General features: G+C 44.9%; 19 protein-coding genes and 1 pseudogene. 13 read left to right on the forward strand and 7 right to left on the reverse strand.

What is annotated here, in order from left to right; all coding sequences use genetic code 11:
• Positions 1-186: 186 nt before the first annotated feature.
• From gpmI to ABXJ76_RS01825, 3 genes are all read left to right on the forward strand, one after another.
• Entirely contained in the window at positions 187-1,731 is a 1,545-nt protein-coding gene (gene gpmI / locus ABXJ76_RS01815; RefSeq protein WP_432743548.1) for a 2,3-bisphosphoglycerate-independent phosphoglycerate mutase, read from the forward strand.
• A 37-nt stretch (positions 1,732-1,768) separates the two neighbouring features.
• Positions 1,769-2,962, forward strand: a complete 1,194-nt coding sequence (locus ABXJ76_RS01820; protein WP_432743550.1) for a murein hydrolase activator EnvC family protein — start codon at positions 1,769-1,771, stop codon at positions 2,960-2,962.
• Between the two features lie 70 nt (positions 2,963-3,032).
• Complete coding sequence (locus ABXJ76_RS01825; protein ID WP_432743552.1) at positions 3,033-4,343, forward strand: S41 family peptidase; 1,311 nt, start codon at positions 3,033-3,035, stop codon at positions 4,341-4,343.
• A gap of 598 nt (positions 4,344-4,941) precedes the next feature.
• On the opposite strand, the gene ABXJ76_RS01830 is transcribed toward ABXJ76_RS01825, so the two are convergent.
• Together ABXJ76_RS01830 and ABXJ76_RS01835 are read right to left on the reverse strand one after the other, a co-directional pair.
• Positions 4,942-5,394: a DUF934 domain-containing protein gene (locus ABXJ76_RS01830; protein ID WP_432743554.1), complete on the reverse strand. Its 453-nt coding sequence runs from the start codon at positions 5,392-5,394 to the stop codon at positions 4,942-4,944.
• Positions 5,381-7,033: a nitrite/sulfite reductase gene (locus ABXJ76_RS01835; protein WP_432743556.1), complete on the reverse strand. Its 1,653-nt coding sequence runs from the start codon at positions 7,031-7,033 to the stop codon at positions 5,381-5,383. Before ABXJ76_RS01835 ends, ABXJ76_RS01830 begins: the two co-directional genes overlap by 14 nt.
• Positions 7,034-7,244: 211 nt before the next feature.
• Here ABXJ76_RS01835 and nhaD point away from each other — a divergent pair, with 211 nt between their 5' ends.
• The 3 genes from nhaD to rpmE all read left to right on the forward strand — a co-directional run bounded on the left by nhaD (position 7,245) and on the right by rpmE (position 11,110).
• Positions 7,245-8,552, forward strand: a complete 1,308-nt coding sequence (nhaD, locus tag ABXJ76_RS01840) for a sodium:proton antiporter NhaD (protein WP_432743558.1) — start codon at positions 7,245-7,247, stop codon at positions 8,550-8,552.
• A 191-nt stretch (positions 8,553-8,743) separates the two neighbouring features.
• Positions 8,744-10,081 (forward strand): AmpG family muropeptide MFS transporter, encoded by a 1,338-nt coding sequence (locus ABXJ76_RS01845; RefSeq protein WP_432743560.1) that lies wholly within the window; start codon positions 8,744-8,746, stop codon positions 10,079-10,081.
• An 828-nt stretch (positions 10,082-10,909) separates the two neighbouring features.
• Positions 10,910-11,110: a 50S ribosomal protein L31 gene (gene rpmE, locus ABXJ76_RS01850; protein ID WP_432743561.1), complete on the forward strand. Its 201-nt coding sequence runs from the start codon at positions 10,910-10,912 to the stop codon at positions 11,108-11,110.
• A gap of 254 nt (positions 11,111-11,364) precedes the next feature.
• Here rpmE and ABXJ76_RS01855 read toward each other — a convergent pair whose 3' ends face one another.
• A complete protein-coding gene (locus ABXJ76_RS01855) occupies positions 11,365-11,802 on the reverse strand; it encodes a hypothetical protein (protein ID WP_432743563.1) in 438 nt (145 codons plus the stop codon).
• Between the two features lie 282 nt (positions 11,803-12,084).
• Here ABXJ76_RS01855 and amoC point away from each other — a divergent pair, with 282 nt between their 5' ends.
• From amoC to ABXJ76_RS01875, 4 genes and pseudogenes are all read left to right on the forward strand, one after another.
• Positions 12,085-12,837, forward strand: a complete 753-nt coding sequence (gene amoC / locus ABXJ76_RS01860; protein ID WP_340122379.1) for a bacterial ammonia monooxygenase, subunit AmoC — start codon at positions 12,085-12,087, stop codon at positions 12,835-12,837.
• Between the two features lie 122 nt (positions 12,838-12,959).
• Positions 12,960-13,703, forward strand: coding sequence for a bacterial ammonia monooxygenase, subunit AmoA (amoA, locus tag ABXJ76_RS01865; RefSeq protein WP_340122380.1), 744 nt, complete (start codon positions 12,960-12,962; stop codon positions 13,701-13,703).
• Between the two features lie 110 nt (positions 13,704-13,813).
• Entirely contained in the window at positions 13,814-15,058 is a 1,245-nt protein-coding gene (gene amoB / locus ABXJ76_RS01870; RefSeq protein WP_432743566.1) for a bacterial ammonia monooxygenase, subunit AmoB, read from the forward strand.
• A gap of 703 nt (positions 15,059-15,761) precedes the next feature.
• A pseudogene (locus tag ABXJ76_RS01875) lies at positions 15,762-15,929 on the forward strand (DUF4277 domain-containing protein); the annotation flags it as partial.
• 1,190 nt (positions 15,930-17,119) lie between these two features.
• On the opposite strand, the gene ABXJ76_RS01880 reads toward ABXJ76_RS01875, so the two are convergent.
• The 3 genes from ABXJ76_RS01880 to ABXJ76_RS01890 form a co-directional block, all read right to left on the reverse strand.
• Positions 17,120-17,686 carry a HupE/UreJ family protein gene (locus tag ABXJ76_RS01880; RefSeq protein ID WP_432743568.1) on the reverse strand — a complete coding sequence of 189 codons (567 nt, stop codon included), beginning with the start codon at positions 17,684-17,686 and terminating at the stop codon, positions 17,120-17,122.
• A 118-nt stretch (positions 17,687-17,804) separates the two neighbouring features.
• On the reverse strand, positions 17,805-18,680 hold the full coding sequence (locus ABXJ76_RS01885; protein ID WP_432743570.1) for a ribose-phosphate diphosphokinase: 876 nt from the start codon (positions 18,678-18,680) through the stop codon (positions 17,805-17,807).
• Positions 18,681-18,694: 14 nt separating this feature from the next.
• A complete protein-coding gene (locus tag ABXJ76_RS01890; RefSeq protein ID WP_432743572.1) occupies positions 18,695-20,230 on the reverse strand; it encodes a thymidine phosphorylase family protein in 1,536 nt (511 codons plus the stop codon).
• 126 nt (positions 20,231-20,356) lie between these two features.
• Here ABXJ76_RS01890 and ABXJ76_RS01895 point away from each other — a divergent pair, with 126 nt between their 5' ends.
• The 3 genes from ABXJ76_RS01895 (at position 20,357) to ABXJ76_RS01905 (ending at position 22,083) form a co-directional block, all read left to right on the forward strand.
• Positions 20,357-20,929, forward strand: a complete 573-nt coding sequence (locus ABXJ76_RS01895) for a DNA-3-methyladenine glycosylase I (RefSeq protein WP_432743574.1) — start codon at positions 20,357-20,359, stop codon at positions 20,927-20,929.
• Between the two features lie 11 nt (positions 20,930-20,940).
• A complete protein-coding gene (locus ABXJ76_RS01900) occupies positions 20,941-21,381 on the forward strand; it encodes a VOC family protein (RefSeq protein WP_432743576.1) in 441 nt (146 codons plus the stop codon).
• 195 nt (positions 21,382-21,576) lie between these two features.
• Positions 21,577-22,083 (forward strand): hypothetical protein, encoded by a 507-nt coding sequence (locus ABXJ76_RS01905; protein WP_432743577.1) that lies wholly within the window; start codon positions 21,577-21,579, stop codon positions 22,081-22,083.
• Between the two features lie 56 nt (positions 22,084-22,139).
• Here the strand turns inward: ABXJ76_RS01905 and ABXJ76_RS01910 are convergent, their stop codons facing one another.
• A complete protein-coding gene (locus tag ABXJ76_RS01910; RefSeq protein WP_432743579.1) occupies positions 22,140-23,135 on the reverse strand; it encodes a hydrolase in 996 nt (331 codons plus the stop codon).
• Positions 23,136-23,292 lie beyond the last annotated feature (157 nt).

The following is a 23,292-nucleotide window of genomic DNA, read 5'->3' on the forward strand; positions in this document are numbered from 1 at the left end:
ATATAATGCCTACTTGATTGGGCAGCTGGCATGTTGCCAAAATACAAAAAACCAGTGAATCTGGCAAAATAATACATCACTACGACCATTTTGGGTAATGAAGAATCAAATGGTGTACAAAGTGATTTATTTTGTATGTGAAGTGGTGATGCAGATTTTTTTTAGTATCGGGAGATAAAGATAAACATGTTTAAGCGGCCAAAACCGGTGGTATTACTGATCCTTGACGGGTTCGGTTACTCGTTGGACAAAGAAAATAATGCCATTGCAATGGCTAACACACCTTGTTGGGATCAGTTGCAGAAAGACTGCCCAATGACTCTGCTCAGTTGTTCCGGTGCCGTCGTAGGATTGCCTAGCGGACAAATGGGTAATTCAGAAGTGGGACATGTTCATATAGGCACGGGTCGTTACGTTCCTCAGGACTTTTCTAAGGTCAATGACGCAATAATTGACGGTAGTTTTTATTCTAATCCGGTTCTTTGTCGAGCCGTGGATATTGCCAAAGAAAAAAATAAAGCCCTGCATATCATGGGATTGTTATCGCCTGGCGGTGTACATAGTCATGAAGAACAGATTGCAGCGATGGTCGAGTTAGCCGCCAAACGGGGCCTCGATAAAATTTATTTGCATGCTTTTCTGGACGGACGGGATGTTCCGCCCAAAAGCGCAATGGCATCTCTTGAATTACTGCAGGCAAAATTTGCGGCGCTGGGTGTGGGTCGTATCGCCTCAATTGTTGGGCGTTTCTACGCAATGGACAGGGATAATCGTTGGGACCGGGTAAAGCTGGCTTATGACTTGATTGCAAAAGGTGAGGCTGAGTTTAGTGCTGATTCTGCGCTACAGGGTTTGGCAGCAGCTTATGACCGAGGTGAAACGGATGAATTCGTTTTGCCGACGGCTATTGTGGATGCCGAGCATCAGTCGATCGCTCTTGACCCCGAAGACTCGGTGGTGTTTATGAATTTTCGCGCTGACCGTGCCCGCGAGATTTCTCTGGCATTAACGGCAACAACATTCGACGCATTCGATAGAAACCGTGCGCCTCACACAGGTTATTATTGTACGTTAACGGAATATCAGCAGGATTTTGATTATGACGTGGCCTATCCGCCGACTGACATAAAAAATTGTCTAGGCGAATATCTCTCCAAGTTGGGTATGACTCAATTGCGACTGGCAGAAACTGAAAAATATGCCCATGTGACGTTTTTTCTTAATGGCGGTATAGATGCTGCTTTTCCAGGAGAAGACCGGATATTGGTGCCGTCACCCCAGGTCAGAACTTATGATTTGCAGCCGGAAATGAATGCGGCAGAGGTTACGGATAATTTGGTCAATGCCATAACTGGCGGTAAATATGATGTCATTATCTGTAACTATGCTAATTGCGACATGGTCGGGCATACCGGCATAATTGATGCGGCAATTTTAGCTGTGGAAGCGGTCGACGCTTCATTACAACGCGTAGTTGATGCTTTAAAATCGGTGGACGGGCAAATGTTGATAACTGCCGATCATGGTAATATCGAGCAAATGGTGGATAAAAACAGCGGGCAGCCGTACACGGCTCATACTATAAATCCAGTACCTTTGGTTTATGTCGGTGGTGATCAGTCATTAGACTCCGGTGGTAGTTTGTCGGATTTAGCGCCAACAATTCTGGCAATGCTAGGGCTTGAGCAACCTGTTGAAATGACGGGTCGATCACTTATCAAGATTGCTTAATCTGTGGATGAGAAAGAGATTAATTTGTTGTTTTTTATTGAGTGCATTTGTCCGTGAGGGCAATACAGAAGTCTCGATAACCAACGAGGAACTCAATCAAGTTCAGTCGGGTATTGAAGCGGCGAGCGAAAATAGGCAGCGTATTCAATTGCAAAAGAATACGTTAAACACGCAGTTGGGTGAAGTTGAAACGCTCTATGGAAGGACAGCCGTTTTATTAAGGACATTGCAACAACAGGTTGAACAAAAGCGCCAGAATTTGAATAAAATTCAGCAAGAAATACATGATTCTAAGATTGAAGTCGTTAGGCAAAATAAAGAATTGGCGGGGCAAATAAAAGCGGCCTATGCAATGGGGAAAAAGGAAAAGTTGAAGCTGTTGCTTAATCAGCAAGATCCTGCATTATCCAGTCGAATGTTGGTGTATTACGATTATCTTAATAAGGCTCGTCTGACAAAACTGGCTGTCATTTCGGAGTCTATGCAGCATCTGGAAAGGTTGAATAAGCAACAACAGCTTGAAACCGAACTTTTAGAGAAAGATCTCGAGCGTAAAAAAACAGAGCAGATAGCCATAGACCGTGTTAGGCAACGAAGGTCTGGGTTATTAATGCAATTAAAAAAAGATTTTTCTTCAAATGAGCAACAAATCATTCACTTGAAAGAAAGTGAGAATAAGCTGAAAAATCTGGTATCTTCATTACAGAGATCGACCAGCGATCTTGCTGTTGAGATTGAGCAAACAAAAAAAGCGCATCAGTCTGATGAGGTTTCGTCCGAACCTGCCAAAATTTTGCCGAATTCCGGGGATGATTTTTCTAAACTTAAGGGCGATTTTTCTACGCTTAAGGGACAACTGCCTTGGCCTGTCAAGGGGCGATTGACTAATAAGTTCGGTAGTATTCGAGCAGAGAGCACTCAGACAATTTGGGATGGAGTATTAATTGATGCCCGTGAGGGAACCGAGATTCGGGCAATTACCAGAGGAAAAGTGGTGTTTTCTGATTGGCTGCGCGGTTACGGTTTGTTGATTATTATGGATCACGGTAACGGCTTCATGACTCTTTATGCGTTTAATCAGAGTTTATATCGACAGGTTGGTGAATGGGTGGATGTTGGCGAGGTCATTGCTTCTGTTGGACAAAGTGGTGGTCGTAGCCATTCCGGGTTATATTTTGGAATACGCAGCAAAGGTAAGCCCGTTGATCCGCTTGAGTGGTGCCGAAAGTAATCGGGGATCAAGTTAGTTAGCAGTGTATGAGCCTATTTTTGGAAATCAAGCGTTTGGAGTTATAAGGTACATGTTAAAAAAGAAAAATATTTTCATTTTGTCCTTAGGGATTATGTTGGGTGTTTTTATGGGCATCTGCGCTAGCGTCTTTGCGGAGCAGGAGCCTGTTGGGCCTGTACCGGATACAGAGGTCCTGCCTTATGAGGAATTGCGCGCCTTCACAGAAATTTTTGGCCGAATTAAACGGGATTATGTCGAGCCCATTTCGGATAAAAAATTATTGGAAGATGCTATTCGCGGTATGTTAAGCGGACTCGATCCCCATTCTGCTTACTTGGTTGCCGATGAATATGAACAATTAAAAGAAGGCACAACAGGACGATTCGGCGGTTTAGGTATCGAAGTTACCATGGAAAACGGCCTTGTTAAGGTAGTTTCCCCTATTGATGATACCCCGGCGCAGAGAGCAGGCATTAAAACTGGAGATCTGATTGTCAGGCTTGATGATCAGCCGGTAAAAGGCATGGCCTTGGGTGATGCTGTCAAGCTTATGCGTGGCGAGCCAGGTAGTAAGATTTTACTCACGGTGATTCGTGAGGGGGAAGGCGCTCCGTTAAAAATCACTATAACTCGGGACATCATAAAAGTTAAAAGTGTAAAAAGTCGAATGCTCGAAAAAGGTTATGGCTATGTACGTATTAGTAGCTTTCAATCTGGAACGGGTGACAACCTTAAGGAAGCCCTAACTTCACTGAAAAAGGAAAATACGGGCAATCTAAAAGGCTTGGTGCTGGATTTAAGAAACAATCCAGGCGGGGTGTTGAATGCGGCAGTTGAGGTGAGTGACGCCTTCATAAAGAGCGGTCTCATTGTTTACACCGAGGGCCGTATTGAAAATTCGGAAATGCGCTTTAATGCCGCTCCGGGTGATCTTATAGAGGGTGCGCCGATGGTCGTGTTGATTAATGCCGGATCTGCATCAGCCTCGGAGATTGTAGCCGGAGCTCTGCAGGATCAAAAGCGTGCAGTCATCATGGGCGAGAAATCGTTCGGTAAAGGTTCGGTACAGACTATATTACCAACCAGCAATGGTTCGGCAGTTAAATTGACTACGGCCAGATACTATACGCCTTCAGGGCGATCTATCCAGGCCGAAGGTATTGAACCGGATATCACTTTGGCTCGAGTCAAGCTGGAGACATTGGAAAAATCCGAGTTCAATCCGGTCAAGGAAGCGGATTTGTCGCATCATTTACAAAACGGTAAGGATAAGGAGGCGCTGGATAAAAAGCTGGATAGTGATAAAGATAGCCTAGAAGCGGACTATCCTTTATATCAGGCGCTGACCTTGCTAAAAGGCATCAGTATTATGAGTAAATAAGCTTTAGCTGATAGCGCTAATCAAAACCCGGATTTTGGCAGCCACAGGTGGTTGCTGGGATTCGGGTTTTTTATGTGTTGAAATTTGTTAGGGTGAGATTATTGTTTAGGTTTACCTGAAAGGTTGTTCTTAATTAACCGATATAGCATCATCGCTAACGGATTTCTCGGGTGGCTTTTACGCCCTGGATTGAAAATGAATATGTACCTAAAAAGGTGCTTACTTATAGTTAGGCAGATCGTTTAAGAAATCATTCCACCAAAAGCGAGACGACCTTAGTTTTAAGAAAGAACTTGTATATACCGAAATCTCTCAGAAGGTGGTTTCCATTCTTTACAGCGAGTTTAATGAGGATATGGGGCGCCCCGCCTTTTCTTGGGATTTAAAGTATGATCTTCTCGGAAAGCAATATTATTGGCTACCGTGGAGCACGATTTGAAATAATCAAGGCAACTAATCAAGAGCTAATCTATAAGACATTGAAACAACTCGATTGACAGCACGGATGGGTAGAGCGTAGCGAAACCGATCTCATGGGATGGTGTTGGATATGATGGGTTTCGGCTGCTGCCTCTACCCATCCTACGCCGTCTCCGTATTAATGAATCGATTTCTGATAATTGACGCTAAAGTCATTCAAGGTAGATAGTGCAGCATACAGGTCTTCAGTTTTTTCAAGGCTAAACGCATTAACGCCGACCCGTGATAAATAAAACACCTGATCCGGCATGAAGTGACCGGTTGCCCTGATTTCGCCTTGATAGTGGTAACGGCCTCTGAGCAGCCAGGCATGAGAAAAAATGCGGCCATCGGCAAAGGCGGGAAAATCCAGCTCGATTAACGGGATGTCTTTTAAATCAGCAGCGATGTCTTCAACAGAATCGGCGGGGCCGATTCTGACACCTGTCTTGCTAGTAGACTTAAGCAATTGTCGTTTGTCTTTTTTCCAGCGGGACAATGAAACACTGATGTCACCGTCTTTTAATTCAGCATCATCGGCAACATAATGCCAGCTGTCGTCAACAATCTGTTTGTCTTTAATTATTTGCATAGACTTGTTCTTTGAATGGGGTGATTCCGACGCGTTTTACCATGTTCAGAAAGGACTCGTCATCCAGACGTTGCTTAATATAAACATCCAAAATGGTAGTAATTGCTTGAGTGATTTGGTCTTTGGCAACGGCAGGTCCAAGGCGTTCGCCGATAGCGGCCTCGTTTTCCGAGGAGCCGCCCAGGGTCAGTTGATACCATTCAGCGCCTTTCTTATCGACGCCCAGTATTCCGATATGTCCTACGCTTTGGTGTGCGCAACCGTTCATGCAGCCGGACATGTTGATTTTTATCTCGCCTATATCGTGAATGTAGTCCAGATCGTCAAGCGCTTCATTGATTTCTTTGGCTATGCCGATAGATCCTGCATTGGCAAGCGAGCAAAAATCGAGGCCGGGACAACAAATCATATCGGTTGCGGTGCCGATATTGGCTGTGGCCAGCTTCAAGATGTCGAGCTGTTGCCACAACACGAATAGATCGGCCTGTTTGACATCGGCAAAAATCAGGTTTTGTCGGTGCGTACTTCTGATTTCACCAAAGCTGTAAAGGTCTGCTAGGTCTGCGACAGCGTCAAGCTGAGTATCGGTCATGTCGCCTGGAGGTGCGTCCGGCGCTTTTAGCGATAGGAATACCGCGCGATAGCCGGGTACTTTGTGATCGGCAGTATTGTATTTAACCCAGGTGGCAAACGTTTGGTTTTCGAGTTGATGCTGTGCAAAGCGGGTGTCCTGTGCGGCATCTGTCTCGTAGGCAGGTGGAGCAAATTGAGCCTTTATAGTCGTTATATAATTGGAGTCTAGCTCCAGGTTATCCCGAATTAGCAGCCATTCTTTTTCAACTAACTCGGAGAATTTCTCCAGGCCGGATTCTTTGACCAGAATTTTAATACGCGCCTTGTATTTGTTATCACGGCGTCCGAACAGATTGTAAATCCGCAGTATGGCTTCCAGATAAGACAACAGATGTTGCTTTTCCAGATAGGGTTTGATGATTTGCCCTATGATCGGGGTGCGTCCCAAACCGCCACCGACGAGCACTCTAAAGCCGATTTCGCCGACATCATTTTTAACCAGATGCAGACCGATATCATGAAGTTGGGTTGCTGCACGATCAAGCTTGGCGCCGCTGACGGCAATCTTGAATTTGCGCGGCAAGTAGGCGAACTCAGGATGCAGGGTAGTCCATTGGCGGATGATTTCGCAATAAGGACGTGGATCTTCAATCTCATCAATACAAACACCGGCCAAATGATCCGATGAGGTATTCCTAAGGCAATTGCCGCTGGTTTGAATGGCATGCATTTGAACACTGGCCAATTCTTCAAGAATATCGGGAATTTTTTCCAGTTGAGGCCAGTTAAACTGGACGTTTTGCCGGGTTGTAAAATGGCAGTAGTTTTTATCGTAGGTACGGGCAATATGGGCCAGTTTACGAAATTGTCTGGAGTTAAGCAGGCCATAAGGGCCGGCAATTCTCAACATCGGGGCGTGAGTTTGAATATAGACGCCATTCATTAAGCGCAATGCGCGAAATTGGTCGTCTGAGATGTCGCCTTTTAAAAAGCTTTCCGTTTGCCTTCTAAATTGGGCTACCCGTTGATCAACGAGTGTCTGGTCGGTGTCGTTATACTGATACATAAATGAGCGCTTAAAGTCTGTCCAGGCGAGTAATTACGGCTAATAATCATATACCGTAGGTCATAAAATGACAAAGGTTATTGTATGATGCTAATATTGGCGGCTGAATTTTTGGTGTCTGGGTTATTTTTTTTTGAATAAAAGCAAGGGGGTTATTTTGGTTCGGTCATTGTTTGTCTTGTTGTCTCTATTGTTGTTGCCTGAAATGGCGATGGCAGGCGGTTTTGAAAGTCTCGGTTTGACGGGAACGGAACGGGGTATTTATACAGTTCTGATATTTATTATTGCCTATGGCTTCGTTATGGCAGAAGAATTTACTCATCTGAGTAAATCTAAGCCGGTTATTTTGGCTGCCGGTATTATTTGGGCAAATGCTGCAGTATTAGCAACTCAGGCAGGTGTTTCCGTCGAAGATATGCATGAGGCTTTCGAATACAATTTGAAAGAATATGCGGAGTTAATGTTATTCCTGCTGGTTGCGATGACTTATATTAATTCAATGGCTGAACGTAACGTGTTTGAGGCTTTGCGTTCTTGGTTAGTAAGGAAGCAGCTGGGTTATAGAAAGCTGTTTTTGATTACCGGTGTGATTACCTTCTTCTTGTCTGCGGTGGCGGATAACTTGACGGCGGCTTTATTAGTCGGCGCAGTAGTCATGGCCGTGGGCGCGGAGAATCCGAAGTTTATCAGTATCGGCTTGGTTAATTTGGTGGTTGCAGCTAATGCGGGTGGTGCATTCTGTCCATTTGGCGATATTACAACTCTAATGGTGTGGCAAGCTGAGTATGCCGAGTTCTTTGATTTCTTTAAGCTGTTTATTCCATCAGTTGTGAATTACGCGATACCTGCAGGGATAATGTATTTTGCAGTGCCCGATGAGCAGCCTAAAGTCTCTAATGAAGTTGCGGTGCAGTTAAAGCCGGGCGCAATTCAAATTTGTGTGCTGTTCTTGTTGACTATCGTTACAGCGGTAAGTTTTAAACAAGCACTGCATCTGCCACCATTTATGGGCATGATGGTCGGTCTTTCTGTGCTGATGCTTTACGGCTATCGTTTAAAGACAGTTTTTCACGTTGAAGGCGATGACCATTTCGATATTTTCGACAAAGTACGTCATGCCGAATGGGACACCTTGTTGTTTTTCTTTGGTGTGGTATTTGCGGTCGGTGGTTTAGGTTATATCGGCTATCTTGAGCTGCTGTCCGGTGCGATGTATGACGGTTTAGGTGCGACCACGGCGAATATCTTAGTGGGTGTAATCTCGGCAGTTGTTGATAACATTCCTGTTATGTTTGCCGTGCTGAATATGAATCTGGGCATGGATTTATATCAGTGGTTATTAGTGACGTTAACAGCGGGTGTTGGTGGTTCAATGCTGTCGGTGGGTTCGGCTGCCGGTGTGGCATTAATGGGGCAGTCTGACCATAAATATACATTTTTCAGCCATTTAAAATGGACGCCTGCAATTGCCGCTGGTTATGCCGCCAGTATTCTTACTCATTATCTGGTTAATGGTTGATAATTTGACTATGCACCGCACTTTCTGTGCGGTGTTCGCAGTTACATCGCTGTTTCAGTTACGACTGAGTCTTTCTTGTTCTTGGGATTGTGCCTTCGGCATAATCCACAGGGATGTAGTCGGCTCGCATACAGTCGCATCAAAAGCAGGCGCTTTAGGTGAGATATTTGTGCGTTTTTCAGGGAAGGCCGATGGCTAGCGATAAAAGATGGCGGTCAGCCTTTTCAATCTATGCTCAGCCGCGAGTGCGGAGCATGATCTTTCTTGGTTTTTCCGCCGGTCTTCCTTTTTTATTGGTTTTTTCGACATTATCAGCCTGGTTAAGGGATGAGGGTGTGGAGCGATCAGTTATAGGCTTTTTTAGCTGGGTCGGGGTTACTTATTCAATAAAGGTTTTCTGGGCTCCGGTTATTGACAGGCTGCCGTTGCCATTGCTAACTAAATGGATGGGGAAAAGACGTAGCTGGATGTTGCTCGCGCAGTTGGGGATTGTTGTCGGTCTGATGGGTATGGGAAGTTCGGATTCACATACTCAATTGCAACAGATTGCCCTGTTATCTGTTTGGGTGGCATTTTGTTCGGCTACCCAGGACGTTGTTATCGATGCTTATCGAATTGAATCTGTAAGCCCTGAATATCAGGGCGCTATGGCAGCAACTTATGTACTGGGGTACCGGATTGCTTTATTGATGGCGGGAGCGGGTGCTTTTTATATCGCGGATTATGCCAGTTGGAAAGTGGCTTATTTTGTGATGGCGTCGTTTATGGTTGTAGGGCTGATAGCGACACTTTGCCTTAAAGAGCCGGAGCATAAGCCTGTTGATGTGATGAAGTTGCGCGAGAATGCAGCTGTTAAGGGGCAAAATATTTGGCAACGATTTTTGACGGGCTTTATGGGCGCAGTATTGAGTCCGTTTGTAGAGTTTTTTAATCGCAATGGTAAAGTTGGCTTATTGATTTTGATGCTTATTGCCGTTTATAAAATGAGCGATATCACCATGGGGGTTATGGCGAATCCATTTTATCTTGATTTGGGATTTAGCAAAAAAGATATTGCCGATATTAGTAAGATCTTTGGCTTTTTCATGACTATTGTTGGTGCAGCAGTGGGAGGGGTACTGGTTGTTAGGTACGGAATTATGCGGCCTCTACTGCTTGGGGCGGTAATGGTGGCGGGTACCAATCTGCTATTTGCCGTTTTGGCAGTCAGTGAACCCAGTCTTGTATTGCTGTCCGGCGTTATAAGCGCAGATAATTTAAGTGGTGGTATTGCGACATCAGTATTCATTGCCTATCTGTCCAGTTTAACCAATACTGCCTATACCGCAACGCAATATGCGCTATTCAGTTCGTTAATGACTTTACCTGCTCAGTTATTGGGGGGGTTTTCCGGGGTGGTTGTAGATAGTTACGGCTACACTGTTTTTTTTATTTATGCGTCAACAGTTGGGTTGCCGGCAATAGTGCTGGTGCTTTTATTGATGCGCTATCAAGGTCGGGTTAAAGCAAATAATTATAATCCAGAATAAGCGGAGCGTAATCGGAAAAACGCTCATCTTTGTAGATGGATACTGCTGTTATTTTATCTTTAAGGGTCTTGCTGATTATTTGGTAAGCAATGCGCCAACTGACGTTTTTTGCCCAAGGCGGGTCTCTGTTCGACCACTAAGAGTATTTTTGGCTGGTTGATTAATTAAGTCTGAGCGCGTTACTTTAATAATCATCTGTAAATAATTGATCCAGTCGCACTCTTTCTGCAGGTAAAAATTCCGAGTCCCTTCGGTTTCCACGCCAGTTTTTTAAGTCAATTTCTTTGTGGGCAATGTTTCAATAGCCATTATATTATATAGTTACGGCCATTTTGTAAGCATTCTTATAAATAAGAAGTGAACTTCTCCATGAATCTAAACTTGAAGGCTTATCGTTCATCTCCAGATGAGTCGGAAGGTAAATAAAGCGAGATAATGCTTAAATTGCCAAATTGAGGCTCAATAAAGCGATGATCCTTTACGTCGACATATTGTCAGCCTATGCCGCTAATGTTTTTGCAATATAACGCTACTTCGCTATAGTCTTTTTTCTGCGTCATGGTAAAAAACGGTAATAGTTCGTGGGACTGAAGAGATCAGAACTAAGTTGATGCAGTTGAACTTTTGTTTCTTGTATGCAAATAATGTCAGCATTTTGTTGCTGCATTCAAGTGAAGAAATCTTTGCGTTCTACGGAGCGAATGGCCTTTGTATTTAAAGTAATAATGCGCGCAAATATAAATTGAGTTGCGAACTTTTAATGAAATACGTATTATACGGGGTTCTTTAATAAAGTATGTAGCCCGTTTCGGGTAATGTGAAAGTGATATGAAACCAGAAATTCATCCAGAATATAAGCAAATTACTGTGACCTGCGGTTGCGGTAATAAATTTGAGACAGGTTCTGTATTGGGTAAGGATTTGCAGGTTGAGGTTTGTTCTGCATGCCATCCTTTTTATACAGGAAAACAGCGTGTTGTTGATACGGCAGGTCGTGTTGATAAATTTCGTAAAAGATACGGAAAATAAATTTTTGTGGGTATTTGCTTGGATAGTTGATCCCGGCATAACCACAAGAACGTTAGTTAAGCGTAAAAAATATAGCGAATAAAATGGGGTTGCGTGAGTAAGTAAAGAAATGCGTTAAGCGTTTTTATTTTGCACAGTATTCATAAAACAAAAAGCCAGTACAACATGTTGTACTGGCTTTTTGTTTTATGAATACTTGCTTTGGACGATGCCGCCTAAGTTGTTAGGCAGCTAAGGCCGCTTCGCTATGTTTTCTAAATAGAATCCAGGCCAGACAATCCTTCAATGGACCAGTTGGCAAAATCAAGGGAGCCTTCGTCGTTGTCGCCGTTTTTATAGTTAATGCGGCAGGCATATTTTTTAGTGATTGTGCTTGCAGTGGTGCTAGTGATATCAATCTCGGCATTAATAACATATTGGTAGTTCCCTAGACTCCATGCATTAAGAGGCTTATCGGCAAAACTTACAGATACATCGGATCCAAGCGTAGACTTGATATAATTATTACAATGCATAAAAGCGATCTCTGATAGCGGAGTGGATATGGGTAATTGGCTTCCTTGATCTTTACTGTCAACAAGGAATAAATCGGATTGAATTACCTTGTAAACGAAAGGCATGATGACTTTATGTTGAAATAAAATTAGAGCTACCAAGCTGACGATAAAAATTAAGATGGAGTATTTCTTCATGGGATGTAAGTTAGCTAAGTTGGATTAATTAGTATTAATTTTAACAGGAATCAGTGTCTTAAGTGTATAGGAATTTAGCAGGTAAAGCTTGGGTTCAAGGAAATGTATTGAGTGCTAGTTTTTGACTTGACAAGGCTAATCGAACTGGTAGACTGACAGCTCACTAAATTGACTTGGTGTTGCTTGGTACTTAAGTTTTTTAAGTACGGGTGAGAAAATGGAGTTGTAACTATAGCCCTTGGCCATAACCAGCTGGGGATTTTATAATTTTAGGAGGTAGAAATGGCAGCTACAACTGAATCAGTGCGAGCTGATGCTGCGGAAGCACCGCTTTTAAATAAAAGAAATATGTTCCTTGGAGCAACGCTGTATGTAGTGTTCTATGGTTGGGTTCGTTGGTATGAAGGAGTCTATGGCTGGTCAGCTGGTCTAGATTCATTTGCACCTGAATTCGAAACATATTGGATGAACTTTCTTTATATCGAGTTTGTTTTGGAAGTAATAACCGCAGGTCTTTTGTGGGGTTACTTGTGGAAAAGCCGTGATCGTAAAGTAATGTCAATCACACCAAGAGAAGAGTTAAGAAGACACATGACTCATTGGACTTGGTTGGTAATGTATGGCATCGCTATTTATTACGGCGCTAGCTACTTTACAGAGCAAGATGGAACATGGCATCAAACTATCGTTCGTGATACTGACTTTACACCAAGTCACATCATCGAATTCTACTTGAGCTATCCTATATACATCATTACTGGTGGCGCTTGTTTCTTATATGCAAAAACAAGACTTCCTACTTACCAGCAAGGTCTGCATCTTCAGTATATGGTTGCAATACTTGGTCCTTTCATGATTCTGCCAAATGTTGGTTTGAATGAGTGGGGTCATACTTTCTGGTTTATGGAAGAGTTGTTTGTTGCTCCTTTACATTATGGCTTCGTATTCTTCGGATGGGCAGCTTTAGGTGTAATGGGTGTTGTGAACACAGAAGTTGCAGCGATTGCTAAACTTCTGAAAAAAGACTTAGCTTAATATAAGTCTTTGGCTGTAATTACTATCTCCCTCCGGCTGTTTCGCTTTTTTTCAGGGCGAAACAGCTAAGGCTGAAGATAGTCATTAATAAAAATAATTTAAATCCTTTAGGAGGTAAGCTAATGAGCGCATCTCAATCAGCTGTACGTTCACGCGCTGAAGCCGTAAAAGTTTCACGCACGTTCGACTGGCTAATTCTGTTTACATTGTTCTTCGTTGTACTTGGTGGTTATCACATTCACTATATGTTAACCGGTGGTGACTGGGATTTCTGGACTGACTGGAAAGATAGGCGTCTATGGGTAACCGTAGCGCCAATCGTTTCAATTACTTTCCCAGCAGCTGTTCAAGCTGTGATGTGGTGGCGTTACCGTTTGCCTTTCGGTGCGGTAATGTGTATCTTAGGTCTGCTCTTAGGTGAGTGGGTTAACAGATATTTGAATTTCTGGGGTTGGACTTACTTCCCAGTAAATTTCTGCTTCCCATCAAACTTGATGCCAGGTGCAATTGTACTTGACGTTGTGTTGATGCTGTCAGGTAGTATGACAGTAACAGCAGTACTGGGCGGTATGGCTTGGGGTCTTTTATTCTACCCTGGCAACTGGCCAATTATTGCTCCATTACATGTTCCTGTTGAATATAATGGCATGATGATGACACTAGCTGATTTACAAGGTTACCACTACGTAAGAACTGGTACACCTGAGTACATCAGAATGGTTGAAAAAGGTACATTAAGAACTTTCGGTAAAGACGTTGCTCCAGTATCAGCGTTCTTCTCGGCTTTCGTGAGTATTTTGATTTACTTCTTGTGGCATTTCTTTGGTAAATGGTTCGGTGGTACTTCATTCACCCAGAGCGCGTAAGCACTCGGTTGTAGGAAAACACACAAAAAGACTGATGTTACCAATACAATTTATGCTGTTGACATCAGATACTCTGAAAACTATAGATTCTCTATTATAGAGGAGGATATATGAAATTAATTAAAGACAAGGTTGCTAAATTATCCTTTGTCGCACTGCTGGTAACTGTTACAGCAGCGATGTTTTACACACCAACTGCATCTGCTCATGGTGAAAAGTCGCAAGCCGCATTTATGCGTATGCGTACAATTCACTGGTTTGACCTGAACTGGTCAAAAGATACTGTGCCTGTGAATGATACTATGACGATTTCTGGTAAATTCCACGTTTTCGCGGGATGGCCTGAAACTGTTGATAAACCAGAAGTGTCTTTCTTGAACATTGGTATTCCAGGACCTGTTTTTATTCGTCAAGGTTCATGGATCGGTGGTCAATTAGTTCCTCGTTCTGTTTCTCTTGAACTGGGTGAAACTTATGAGTTTAAAGTATTGTTGAAAGCACGTCGTCCAGGCGATTGGCACATTCACACTATGATGAACGTTCAAGGTGGTGGTCCAATCATCGGTCCAGGTAAATGGGTAACCGTTACTGGTTCTATGGGATCATTCGTTAATCCAGTTACTACGTTGCTAGGCGATACTATCGATTTAGAAACATATAACTTGGGTAACGTTTACTTCTGGCACGCTTTCTGGTATGCATTAGGTTTGGCTTGGTTGGCATATTGGGTTCGTAAACCTGTATTCGTTCCTCGTTTCCTTGCAATTGAAGCCGGTAAAGCAGACTCTTTGATCAGTGCTACTGATAGAAAAGTTGCTATGGGTTTTGCAGTTGCTACTATTGGCATCATTGCTTTTGGTATGAGCAGCACAAATGCAGCCTATCCAGTAACAACTCCATTGCAAGCTGGTTTGATTCGTGGCATGAAGACTCTTGAAATGCCTGCAAGAACTGTTAACGTTAAAGTTGAAGATGCAACTTATCGTGTGCCAGGTCGTGCTATGCAAATGACACTGACTATCACTAACAATGGTGATTCAGCAGTGCGTTTGGGTGAGTTCAATACTGCTGGTGTTCGTTTCTTAGATCCTGCTGTACATGAAGATGAAACAGGCTATCCAGATGACTTGTTGGCTGAAGAAGGTTTGACTGTTAGTGATAACAGCCCAATCGCTCCAGGTACTACAAGAACTGTGCAAGTTACTGCTTCTGACGCTGCTTGGGAAGTTTACCGTTTAGCTGACTTGATCTATGATCCAGACAGCCGTTTTGCTGGTCTGTTATTCTTCTTTGATGAAGCTGGCGACCGTCAAATGGTTACTGTAGACGCTCCATTAATTCCATCTTTCATTTAATGAAATAATTAGCTAATAATTTCGATTATCAGCTAAGGAATTGAAAAGACCCCCGCTACCAATAGGTAGCGGGGGTTTTTTTTTGATGAATTTGAAGCATCAGGTGTGATTTCGTTATATGAGGCTATGGGCAACTGTCAGTATGGTATCTATATCGGCGAAGCCCCTGAATATGTTAAAGCCACTTTCACCGAATGACTGTAGCGGGAAACCATCCCAATTAAAAAACAATATCCTTCAGTGCTTTATTTAGGTATTGCGGATGGATGGAGCGAAAAAACAATTGGAGCTTTTTGAAAAAACACACAGGTCTACAGCTTCTAGACTTTTTTCATGCCTACGAATATCTAGCTTAGGTAATTCGTAATAAATATCCCCTAATTTTTTCGGAATACCCTCTGAAAACTTATGTATTTTATGAATACATAGATTCACACATCATCGCTAAAAACATGATCACCTTATCGGAACCCGGCATTTCGTATACCCACCGCTCGTGGAATCGGGCCCATGATCAAGTTTTTTAGCATCGGGAATGCTTCCATGGCAGCATGCATTGAAACAGGCGCAAGGGCTTCCCTAAAACACTATGGCAGCAAGCTACCGAACCATTTAAGGCTGGTGTAGGTATGTATAACGAATTTGGAATAGGCGAGTTGATATGATAGAGCGGGTGATTCTGTAGGACGGAGAAAAACGTACCGTATCTATAGGTCAAGCCGTTAAGGCGATGGTATTAAACGGCCTCGGTTTCACCAATCGTGCTCTGTATTTGACGCCCTTGTTCTTCCAGAATAAGCTGGTAAGCCGGTTAATAGGCGAAGGCATTGAAGCCGAGCATCTAAACGACGATGTACTTGGACGATCCTTGGGTGATTCTGTATGCGTATGGATTAGAATCCTTATAAGTAGTTACGCAAAAGTTATTCGGAATTTTTCACCGATGTCACTCAGGATTTCCAACACTCACTTTTTCAAGTGGCGGTAACTTTGATAGGCATCAAGTGGCAACTATTCGTACTTAACTTTACGTCAGAGTATTTCGATCAGGTTCAGCTCAGGGCGGTAAGGTGGAAGAAAATGTAAGCACACACCATGTTGTTGCGAGCTTCTGGACTTGAAGGACTAAAAGAATCGCCTCGAAGTGGCGCAAAGCGCAAACTCAAAGGTAGCCAAGAACTCGACTTTAAAAAAGTGGTTATTGAACTTCAAGAAAATCGCTCTGGAGGCCAAATAACTGGGCATGATATACAGCTCTCTCCTTGAAGAGCAGTTTCACGTTAAGTGTTGTTTCAATAGTGCATACAACCTACTTAGATGTTTAGGTTAATTTGGATAACTGTTCGTTCAAAACACCCAAAATAAAGCCAAGAGAAGCAAGATACGTTTAAAAAAACTTTCGCGACACGGCAATAGACTTACTACCGAAAGGTATCGATGTAAAGCAGGTTAAAGACTGGTTTCAAGATGAGGCGCGAGTCGGACAACGTGGGACAGTCAGTCGTATTTGGCCATAAAAAGGCACTCGCCCCGTATTGTTCAACAGCAACAATTTACAGCGGCTTATATTTTTGGCGGCGTATGTCCTAAGAATAGCAAAACCGCAGGCTTGATCATGCCAAAATCGAATACTGGAGCTATGCAGCCTGATGCCACTGCCCCTTATTTGCCAGAACTCAATCCAGTCGAATAAATTTGACAGCAATTACGGCGTACAGACTTCTCGAATCGGTGTTTTGAAAACTATAATGAAATTGTAACGCTATGCTGCCAAGCATGAAATATTTTTGCTAAATATCCCGAGATTATTCATTCTCTATGCTCCCGCCAGTGGACATCATTGGAGTAAATATTTATTTGGATGGGTATAGGGTAAACTTAAGGAGGCGTCAATTGGGGGTTTATTTATTGCGAGTTGCCTAAAGGTGTGGGGGCATCACTTTTAAGTTAAGCCGAAAATAGTTATGGATGGGTGCCTATAGCGCGAATAAATTATATTCCTAAGCCGGACGGGGCAAAATACCCCGTCAGAATGTTCCTGTTTTCTGCCCCGAAGACTGACTAAACAGCGGCTAAATAATACAAGCCGCTGCTTAAGCAGGCTAATGAAAACAGGTAGTTCATACGCTTGCCTGTACTTAGACCTAATACGCCGCCAGCCAGGCAAATAACCAGACTCATCAGCATTAACGACGAAAAATACATCAAGGCGCTGGAATCGGCTGGAATTTCTGCGGCATGGGCATAGCCATGGAAAACAGCAAAAAATGATACGCCCAAAAAGAGTATCTTAGCGCGTTGTTTTTGGCTGATAGTGACCAACAAGCCAAACGCCACCAACGATAAAGCGATGAATGCTTCAACAAACGGTATTTGCACCGCATAAACATTAAACAATGCTCCAGATGCCATCAATGCCAGAAAAATAGCCGGAAAGGTAAGCACCGCTTTGCCGCCCTGTTTAGCCGCAATCCAGCCCACCGCCATTAAGACCAACAAGTGGTCGATACCGGTTAAAGGATGCAGTAAACCGCTCATCAAGCTGTGCTCGATATGGCCGCCGGTATGCGCATAAAGCGACGGAGATACAAGGCATAAGGTGGCAATTAGCCCGTTTTTTATACGCATAAATGAAGTCCTCTTTAAAGTTGTTAAATCGATGAACAATGGTCTGCAAGCTTGCTGGCTATCATTGCTGTAAAAAAAGCCCAGTCTATTAACTGACTTGGTGTCTGTCAACGCTTTATCAGGTAATTGCCTTAATTGCGTCGGCTAGCAGTCTGTCTAAGCTGATGCAGGAACTCGGATGGTCGATGCTGTCGGTGCTCCAGATGGTTTTGACGCCGGATTTAAGGATATGGGCGTAGGCATCGTCGCAAAACAGTGCATGAGTGACAACGGCGTAAATGTCTTTGCAACCTGCGGCTTGCAGCAGTTCGGCTGCTTTGGCGAGCGTCCTGCCGGTGCTGGCCATGTCGTCGATGATGATCACGGCTTGCTTGCTGTAATCGCTATCAGGCAAGGTCATTTCAACCTGTTTATCGCCGAGCCGATTTTTATTGGCAATCGCGTAATCGAAACCGATGTTGTCTGCGATAGCCCCGACCCATTGTTTCGATTCGCTGTCTGGTCCTAACAGTACAGCATGGTCGAATTGTTGTTTTAAAAAAGTTCCGATTTCATCGGCGGCGGTAAGACTGATCGCGTTTTTTATCGGAATCGCCTGAGTTAATGAAGAGATACGGTGCAAATGCGGATCGACAGTCAGCACATCGTCAAACAGCTCTGCAAGCAGTTTGCCGATGATGTGCTGGCTGACCGCTTCGCCGGGCTGATTGGCGATGTCCTGGCGCATATAACTTAAATACGGGGCAACCAACGTCAGGCGTTTAGCGCCTAATTCCCGTGCGGTGGTGGCGCACAGTAACAACTCGATTAGCTTGTCGTTGGGCTGATTAAGGCTGCGGCAGACAATCAGGTGTTCAGGTAATGACGGCGGCAAGCGGATCAAGCTTTCGCCGTCTGGAAAATGATGCAGGGCGACTTTGGTTAGCGGCACATTAAGATAGTCGGCCAAGCGTTGTGCCTGGCTTAAATAGTCTGGGAAGGCGAGTATCATCATAGGATTGTTCCTGATTAAAAGGCAATCAGCGACTTAATGATTTGTTCTTCGCTGCCTATCGTGTAGCCGTTATTGTGGGCGGCCAAATCCTGAGAGAATTTAAAATCGGCCGGGAATTCGGCATAAATGCGGTATAAGGTTTCACCTTCCTTTACCGGACTGCCCAGCTTCTTTAACAAATCGACGCCTGCTTTTTTCATCATCGGCGCACCGGCAAGCCGGGCGATTTTTGCCATTTGAAAGTTGTCGATACTGGTGACTATTCCGGCACTATCGGCCAGAACCTCATGACAAAGACTGCCCGGATGCAGGTCTATCGTTTTTGCGCCTTGCGCCTGAATCAATGCATTCATTTTAGCTCCGGCCCGGCCCGATTCGAGTATGTCTCTGGCAATCGCGTAGCCTTGGCCGCCGCGCACGTCGGGATCGAATTCAATGATCCTGCCGGCCAGCTGCAAGGACTTCTGGCGCAAATCGAACGGCGCATCAGGATCATTTTGCAACACCTGCATAATGTCCCGAGCTTCCAATATCGGGCCTATGCCCCGACCTATTGGTTGGCGGCCGTCGGTAATCATCACTTCCAGATGAATATTGAGTCGGTCGCCGACAAATTCAAACAGCTTGCGCAAGGCCAGAGCCTGATTCATGTGCCGTACCTTGGCGGTGGGGCCGACCGGAATATCGATAAGCAAATGCGTGGAACCGGCGGCCAGTTTTTTGGACAGAATCGACGCCACCATTTGCCCCTGTGAATCGATGCCCAACGGACGTTCAACAGAAATCAGCATATCATCGACCGGCGCGAGTCTGGCCGTGCCACCCCAGGCCAGGCAGCCGCGCTCCTGGCGCACGATGTCGTGCAGCTGGTCCGGCGTCAGGTTGACCTCGGCCAGCACTTCCATGGTATCGGCCGTACCTGCCGGTGAGGTGATCGCGCGGCTGGAGGTTTTCGGTATCAACATGCCGTGCGCGGCAACAATAGGCACGACCAGCATCGAGGTGCGATTGCCGGGGATGCCGCCGATGCAATGCTTATCGGCAACCAGCGATTCATGCCAGTTCATGGTGTCGCCGGATTGCAACATCGCGCGGGTAAGGAAAAACAGTTCATCGCGATCCAGATTGTTTTGCCCGGTCGCGACCAGGAATGCCGCCATTTCCATTTTTGAATAACGGGCTTCAACAATATCGTTGGTTATATTGTTGAAGTCATCCTGATCGAGGCGTTCGCCGTTGATTTTGCGGCGCACCGCATCCATGGACTTGGGCGCTTCCGCATGATTGACGGTGACCAGAGAGCCTTCAGCAACATTAAGCTGCGCGAAGGCCTGCTCTGACAGCCCCAATTCACCCGGCTGCACGATGGAACTATCATCGACTACGTTAAGGACGGCGAGTACCTTGGAGCCGTTATTGCTCACCTGGATTTTAGACAGCGCCTGAAAACCTTCAGCCCGGTAAATGCCGCATTCGCGATGCAGATAAGCGACGTTTTCATGATAAGTATCGATAGCGATACGACGGATTTGCAGGTTGTCATTGCTCATGGGTTAAAATAGCCGGTAGATAACATGAATTGATGATGCGGTTTGATGTGGATATTGTCAACCCGCTGGACATCAACTTAATAGTGGTAATAAGAAACACAAAAAACTTTAACATCGGGAACACCAATGAAAAAATGCACATGGGCGCTGTCCAGCCCTAATGAAGAGCAATATCACGATCTCGAATGGGGCGTGCCGGTGCATGACGGCCGGCTACTGTTCGAGTTCCTGATTCTTGAAGGCGCCCAAGCCGGTTTAAGTTGGTCGACTATTTTGAATAAACGCGAAGGATACCGCTTAGCCTTCGATAATTTTGATGCCGAAACGGTTGCGGGGTACGATGACAAGAAAATCAACGAACTGCTGGCTAACCCGGCCATCATAAGAAACAAACTGAAGGTCAATGCAGCCGTCATCAACGCGCAGGCTTATTTAAAAGTTCAGCAGGATTTTGGCAGTTTCGACGGCTATATCTGGCAATTCGTCGACGGCAAACCGCTGCACAATGCCTGGAAAAGCCACGCCGAAATTCCCGCTTCTACGCCGACATCCGAGCTGATCGGCAAGAATCTTAAACAGCGCGGCTTTAAGTTTGTCGGCAGCACCATTTGTTATGCTTATATGCAGGCGACCGGCATGGTCAACGATCACACCATCGATTGTTACCGGCATGCTGAAATTAAAACCCAATATTCATAAGGAGTAACACGATGCGTTATCTACATACCATGGTTCGGGTTCGTGACCTGAACGAATCCCTCGATTTTTATTGCAACAAACTGGGGCTGGCCGAAAGCCACAGAATGGACAGCGAAGCCGGGCGTTTTACGCTGGTCTACCTGCATGCGCCGCAGGATGCCGGTCAGGCTAAAAAGATGCATGCACCGTTGCTGGAACTGACTTATAACTGGGATACCGAAGATTATCAGGGCGGCCGTAACTTCGGCCATCTGGCTTATGAGGTCGATAATATTTACGAAACCTGCCAGAAACTGATGGATGCCGGTGTACTGATCAACCGTCCGCCGCGTGACGGGCATATGGCGTTTATACGTTCGCCGGACAAGATTTCTATCGAGCTTTTGCAAAAAGATGCGCCGCTTGCCCCTGCTGAACCGTGGCTTTCTATGGAAAATACCGGGACTTGGTAAGCGATGTCTATTTTATTCCATTAGTCCAGAATACCAGCAAATGGACAATAACCTAATGGTGCGTTGCCGTTGCTCCTGCTGGTGATGTTGTCGTTTAAAAAATGGTTTCCGACTTAAACCGGAGCAGTTGACATCATTTTAAATAGCTGTCCCGGCTTAAATGAAAAGCCTAGAAAATTCACCGGATATTTGATCATGATCGGATTTATTCTTTGCAGCTTGTCGCTGGCGGCTCTAGTTCATAGCCAAAACGAATTTCTAAGGCTACTCGCCACGCCTATGGCCCTGGGTATCGGCCTGACGATGATGACAGCCAGTTTGCTGGTCGGCTATTTGAAAAAAGCCTCCACCGTTGCTTGGCACGATGGCTTTGCGACCAGCTGTTTGTTGGTCTGGTATGGCTATTGGACATCGAAGTTCAACGACAATGCGCCGATGTTCTTTTTCTTCCCGCTGTATTATGCGCTGTTAACCTCAATCGTCACGCTAACCCTGATCAACAAAAGCGAACATTTCGATCATGAATCTATCGTGCAATTGCGTTATCTGGAAAAAAGCACGCGTTTCCATATCGGTGTGCTTGTGGGTCTGGTGCTGATCAGTCTGCTGATCACCCGCCATTACACGCTTTACCCGATAGCCATGACTCTTTTCATCGTCCGTCATACGATGATCGCCTGCCTTGAAATTATTGACCGCTGATAATGCCGGTTCAGCCATAGATATTTTTTAAGCCATATCCAAAAAGGCAAACTTTGTCATGCATCGGCGTAACCCATCAAAAATTCCGGGATACGCTGTTCGAGCCAATATTCAGGTCTAAACGGAATGAACCCCGAGATAAAGCCGACATGACCACCGTGTCGGCTAAGTTCCAATTGTACCTGTGGGGATAACTCATTCAGGCCGGGCAGGGCTGCTGTGGTCATAAACGGATCGTCAGCCGCCTGAATCAATAGTGTGGGCACCGCGATTGACTTGAGATATTGTCTGGAGCTTGCGCGCCGGTAATAATCGTTAACATCGTTAAAGTCATGCAATTTGGCTACGACTTGATCGTCATATTGCCAGAACGAGTTGATGTTCGATAAATCGCCCAGTGCTTTGATCTTCATGGCTTCTTCGGTTTGGCCTATGCGTTCCAAATGGTGCAGTTTGCTGTGTATATAGGCTTTTAACTCCCGCAGTAAATTGACGCGGTAGAGCTTTGAAAAACCGTGATCCAATTTTGTCGCGCAAATATCTAACAGCAACGGTACGGAAACGGCCACAGCGGCAAACAAATCTAACTGATTGCCTTGTTCTCCCAGCCACTTTAAAACCACATTGCCGCCTAATGAAAAACCTACGACGCCTAAAGGCGTATCGGGTTCGCGCAGTCGCAAGGTTTGATAGAGAAAATCAATGTCCTCGGTTTCGCCCGAATGATAACTGCGCGCCTTGTTATTGGATGAGCCGCTGCAACCGCGAAAATTAATGGCGACACTGCGAAAGCCTTGTTTGAGCAGTGCGCTTTGCAAGCCTTTGATATAACCCGATTGCGAGCTGCCGGTTAAGCCATGCACCAGCATAATCAGCGGTTGTTTGCCGGTTCCGCAATAATCGATGTCGATAAAGTCCTGGTCGGGCGTGGTTAATCTTTCGCGGCGATAATCGGGCGGATTGGGCGTTTTTCTTAATAAGGCCGGATAAAGCGTCTGTAAATGGCTATTGCATAACCACCAGGCGGGCTTGAATGTTGTTTTGGACGGCATGATTTATGGATTTTCGTGACAATAACGCCTGATTGTAATAGTTATCAGTTTCGTAGAAAACTATAATGATACGATGCCGGTCACCGGATGCCTCAGTTAATCGATAATCTCGGCTGGTTTTTGGCGCGGTTAAGCCGGTAACAAGCAGTTCTTAACT

It is taken from the genome of Methylobacter arcticus, from assembly GCF_050917435.1.
In the GTDB taxonomy this organism is placed as follows: domain Bacteria; phylum Pseudomonadota; class Gammaproteobacteria; order Methylococcales; family Methylomonadaceae; genus Methylobacter_A; species Methylobacter_A titanis.

Excerpts from the sequence above, each read along its gene's own strand:
- gpmI (WP_432743548.1), top strand. The coding sequence starts at position 187 with ATGTTTAAGCGGCCAAAACCGGTGGTATTACTGATCCTTGACGGGTTC.
- ABXJ76_RS01825 (WP_432743552.1), top strand. The coding sequence starts at position 3,033 with ATGTTAAAAAAGAAAAATATTTTCATTTTGTCCTTAGGGATTATGTTG.
- ABXJ76_RS01830 (WP_432743554.1), bottom strand. The coding sequence starts at position 5,394 with ATGCAAATAATTAAAGACAAACAGATTGTTGACGACAGCTGGCATTAT.
- ABXJ76_RS01835 (WP_432743556.1), bottom strand. The coding sequence starts at position 7,033 with ATGTATCAGTATAACGACACCGACCAGACACTCGTTGATCAACGGGTA.
- nhaD (WP_432743558.1), top strand. The coding sequence starts at position 7,245 with ATGGCAGGCGGTTTTGAAAGTCTCGGTTTGACGGGAACGGAACGGGGT.
- ABXJ76_RS01845 (WP_432743560.1), top strand. The coding sequence starts at position 8,744 with ATGGCTAGCGATAAAAGATGGCGGTCAGCCTTTTCAATCTATGCTCAG.
- rpmE (WP_432743561.1), top strand. The coding sequence starts at position 10,910 with ATGAAACCAGAAATTCATCCAGAATATAAGCAAATTACTGTGACCTGC.
- ABXJ76_RS01855 (WP_432743563.1), bottom strand. The coding sequence starts at position 11,802 with ATGAAGAAATACTCCATCTTAATTTTTATCGTCAGCTTGGTAGCTCTA.
- amoC (WP_340122379.1), top strand. The coding sequence starts at position 12,085 with ATGGCAGCTACAACTGAATCAGTGCGAGCTGATGCTGCGGAAGCACCG.
- amoA (WP_340122380.1), top strand. The coding sequence starts at position 12,960 with ATGAGCGCATCTCAATCAGCTGTACGTTCACGCGCTGAAGCCGTAAAA.
- amoB (WP_432743566.1), top strand. The coding sequence starts at position 13,814 with ATGAAATTAATTAAAGACAAGGTTGCTAAATTATCCTTTGTCGCACTG.
- ABXJ76_RS01880 (WP_432743568.1), bottom strand. The coding sequence starts at position 17,686 with ATGCGTATAAAAAACGGGCTAATTGCCACCTTATGCCTTGTATCTCCG.
- ABXJ76_RS01885 (WP_432743570.1), bottom strand. The coding sequence starts at position 18,680 with ATGATGATACTCGCCTTCCCAGACTATTTAAGCCAGGCACAACGCTTG.
- ABXJ76_RS01890 (WP_432743572.1), bottom strand. The coding sequence starts at position 20,230 with ATGAGCAATGACAACCTGCAAATCCGTCGTATCGCTATCGATACTTAT.
- ABXJ76_RS01895 (WP_432743574.1), top strand. The coding sequence starts at position 20,357 with ATGAAAAAATGCACATGGGCGCTGTCCAGCCCTAATGAAGAGCAATAT.
- ABXJ76_RS01900 (WP_432743576.1), top strand. The coding sequence starts at position 20,941 with ATGCGTTATCTACATACCATGGTTCGGGTTCGTGACCTGAACGAATCC.
- ABXJ76_RS01905 (WP_432743577.1), top strand. The coding sequence starts at position 21,577 with ATGATCGGATTTATTCTTTGCAGCTTGTCGCTGGCGGCTCTAGTTCAT.
- ABXJ76_RS01910 (WP_432743579.1), bottom strand. The coding sequence starts at position 23,135 with ATGCCGTCCAAAACAACATTCAAGCCCGCCTGGTGGTTATGCAATAGC.